The 2126-nt window shown below is 76.5% G+C and carries 2 protein-coding genes; both read left to right on the top strand.

Translation table 11 applies throughout. The annotated features are described in order from the left end of the window. The first annotated feature begins 343 nt into the window (after window positions 1-343). On the top strand, window positions 344-1510 hold the full coding sequence (locus tag ACTIDRAF_RS0203830; protein ID WP_016697390.1) for an NsdA family TPR-like regulatory protein: 1167 nt from the start codon (window positions 344-346) through the stop codon (window positions 1508-1510). A gap of 11 nt (window positions 1511-1521) precedes the next feature. Continuing rightward, a complete protein-coding gene (locus ACTIDRAF_RS0203825; RefSeq protein ID WP_016697389.1) occupies window positions 1522-2001 on the top strand; it encodes a hypothetical protein in 480 nt (159 codons plus the stop codon). Window positions 2002-2126: the final 125 nt, after the last annotated feature.

Raw genomic sequence — 2126 nt, 5'->3', positions numbered from 1 at the left:
CAGGCCCGCACCGCCGACCCCGTGTGCGGCGCGGCGGTGCCCGACGCCGGGGCCTCGCGGTGCCGGGCGGGGTGCCGGGCCGCCGGTGGTTCCCGCCAGCGGCGGAGGTGCTCTGGTCTCCGCCCCGGCGCAGGGGCGGACCGGCGCCCGTGAGACCCCCCGAGGCTTGCTCCGGTGATCCGGCAGCCGGGGGACGGCGACCGCGAACACCTGCCCTCCCGCACGGCACACTCGGTACACTCCCGCGCACGGCCAGTGGAGGAGCCCAGCAGCGTCGGAGGACAACACCCTCCTGCGCGCCGCGCGGGAAGGTGCCCAGTCACCCTCGTCGCCTGGCGAGTCTATGACGAGGCAGGAACTCGCGGACGCGGTGAACGTCCAGGTGAACCGCCTCAGCGGGGGACGGCACACCACCCCGGTCAACGCCAACCACATCGGCAAGTGGGAGCGGGGCGTGATCCGGTGGCCGGCCGCCCACTACCGCGCCGCGCTGCGTGCCGTCCTCGGGGCGGCCACCGACGGGGAACTCGGCTTCCGGCGGCCGACCAGGGCCCGGCGGTCACCTCCCCGCGCCGCCCCGCCCGCGCTCGACGCGGACGAACCCGCACCCGCGTCTCCCCGCCGCGTCGTCGCCGCCGGGGGGAACACCCGGGACCTGCTCGCCTCCCTCGCCGGCCCCACCGTCCACTACCGCCGCATGGAACAGACGGTGTCCTCGGCCAGCCTCGGCCCGGCCGCCGAGGCGCACCTGACCCTCGCCGACGAGATCGTCCGCACCCGGTGCCGCACCCCCAAGGGCTACACCGTCCTGTCCGAGATCGCCGGCCTGTGCGCCTGGCTCGCCGCCGACTGGGGAGACGTCGGCACCGCCCGACGGCACTACGCGCGGGCGGTGCGGCACGCCGAACGGGCGGACAACCCGCTCCTGGTCGCCTACATGGTCGGATCCCTCGGCCAGTACACGGTGGAGACCGGCCGTCCCCGGGACGGAGTGGCCCTGTTGGACCGCGCCACCACCCAGCTCGGCGCGTCGTCCCCGACGATCGCGCGGTCCTGGCTGTCCTCGTTGCACGCCGTCGGCCACGCGGCCCTGGGCGACCGCAGGGCGACCACGGCGGCCCTGCGGCGTGCCGAGCGCGACGCCAGCAGCGGCCGGGCGGAACCGGTGTGGCCGTGGGTGTTCGCCTTCGACGACGCCAAGGCGGCCCGCCACCGGGCGACCGCGCTGGCCCGCCTCGGGGACGCCCGGGGGGCGATGGACGCCCTCGCGGCGGCGGCCCCCGCCCTGACCGCACCCAAACCCCGTGCTCTGGCACAGCTCGACCAGGCCAGCGTCCTCGCCGACGCGGGCCGCTGGGAGGAGAGCGGTCGGCTGGCCACCGAGGCGATGCGCGTCGGGCGGGACCTCGACAGCGAGCGCATCCTGGTCCGGGTCCGCGCCTTCCACGCCGCCCAGCCCCGCCGTGGCCGAGCCACGGCCCTCAACGAGGAGCTGACCGTGACCGACTGACGGGAGGACCGATGACCTGCTTGGCCATCACCGGGCACCGAGGACTCGGCCCGGACACCGAGGAACTCGTGGCCACCGAACTGCGGCGCACCATCGCCGAGCGAGCCGACGAGCCCCTGGTGGGGATGTCGTGCGTCGCCGACGGCGCGGACACCCTCTTCGCCAGGTCCGTCCTCGACGCCGGCGGGTCGCTGGTCGTCGTCGTCCCGGCCGCCCAGTACCGGGACAGCCTCCCCGCCGAACACCGCCCCGTCTACGACGCCCTGCTCGCCAGGGCCACCGACGTGGTGCGGCTCGACTACCAGCGTTCCACGTCGGAGTCCCACATGCGGGCGGGTGTGCGGATGGTGGAGGAGGCCGACGAACTCGTGGCCGTGTGGGACGGCGAACCGGCGCGGGGCCACGGGGGCACCGCCGACGTGGTCCGGGCCGCGCGGGCACTCGGGGTCCCCGTCACGGTCATCTGGCCCGAGGGCGCCCACCGCGACTGACCGCTGCGCGCGCCACCCCCGCCGACCCGGACGGCGGCCCCGGTCCGGCGACGGTGTTCCTCAAGGCTCGTACGCCCATCCGCACGGGCCACCCGTCCCGGGCCTCCGGTGCGGCGGGCTCGGGG

The sequence above is a fragment of the Actinoalloteichus spitiensis RMV-1378 genome (assembly GCF_000239155.1).
Lineage (GTDB): Bacteria > Actinomycetota > Actinomycetes > Mycobacteriales > Pseudonocardiaceae > Actinoalloteichus_B > Actinoalloteichus_B spitiensis.
Note: the sequence above shows the minus strand (reverse complement) of the source record. Positions and strands in the feature narration are given on the sequence as shown.

Bases quoted from the DNA above. Each gene is read 5' to 3' on its own strand.
- ACTIDRAF_RS0203830 (WP_016697390.1), top strand. From the start codon at position 344: ATGACGAGGCAGGAACTCGCGGACGCGGTGAACGTCCAGGTGAACCGC.
- ACTIDRAF_RS0203825 (WP_016697389.1), top strand. From the start codon at position 1,522: ATGACCTGCTTGGCCATCACCGGGCACCGAGGACTCGGCCCGGACACC.